The sequence below is a fragment of the Pseudomaricurvus sp. ABR4_320 genome (genome assembly GCF_056159445.1).
This window is the reverse complement of the sequence record NZ_JBSWVF010000144.1, coordinates 1-205: the sequence shown is the minus strand read 5'-3', so window position 1 is coordinate 205 and position 205 is coordinate 1. Positions and strand designations below refer to the sequence as shown.

General features: G+C 53.2%; 1 protein-coding gene. It reads right to left on the bottom strand.

From position 1 onward, the window contains the following. A partial coding sequence (locus ACXAFR_RS27740; RefSeq protein ID WP_475183494.1) for a hypothetical protein occupies positions 1 to 205 on the bottom strand: 205 nt, incomplete at both ends.

The following is a 205-nucleotide window of genomic DNA, read 5'->3' as shown; positions in this document are numbered from 1 at the left end:
ACGGTATTCGCAGCGCTTAAAGGTGCCGGGCAGTGGATCGCCAAAATTGGCGTTGCCACAGTAAACACCGTCTTCAAAGGTGGCGGTGTTCCAGGAATCATTTTTTCCGTAGCGGACTTCCGCTTCGCCTTCAAAGGCACAGGTTTGTTTCTCTTTTGAACAGAAGGTCCAGTCAGACGCGAAAGTTGCCGGCGCGTGAGACAGG